Origin of the sequence: Streptococcus sp. DD10 (assembly GCF_001578805.1) — a bacterium.
GTDB lineage: Bacteria > Bacillota > Bacilli > Lactobacillales > Streptococcaceae > Streptococcus.
The window spans coordinates 1-412 of the sequence record NZ_KQ969207.1 but is presented as its reverse complement, the minus strand read 5'-3'; the positions used below and the strand labels follow the sequence as shown (position 1 = coordinate 412).

General features: G+C 37.4%; 1 protein-coding gene. It reads right to left on the bottom strand.

Annotated elements, in window-relative coordinates; all coding sequences use genetic code 11:
* On the bottom strand, positions 1–412 hold a 412-nt coding region (locus tag STRDD10_RS10115; RefSeq protein ID WP_067195701.1), incomplete at both ends, for an IS630 family transposase.

Sequence of the window (412 nt, the reverse complement as noted above, 5' to 3'; positions counted from 1 at the left end):
CTGACAGTGGACTTTAAAACATTTTTTTCCAATCCTTGAATAACTTCTTGAAGCTTATCAATGACAGCTTCCAATGATGGGAAAGCCTTATTTTTAAAACCTCGTTTTCGAATTTCTTTCCAGACTTGTTCAATAGGGTTCATTTCTGGTGTATAAGGTGGGATAAAAGCCAACTCAATATTACTTGGAATCTCCAAGGTACTTGATTTATGCCATATAGCATTATCCATTACAAGTAAAATATAGTCATCTGGATAAGCTTGTGAGACTTGCCGTAGAAATTCATTCGTCCACTCAGTATTGCATCCTCCAGCAATAAGGAAAAAGGAATCACCTGTCTGAGCATCTACTGCCCCATAACAATAGCGATATTCTCGCATATAATGACTAGGAATGCTAGGTCGAATTCCCT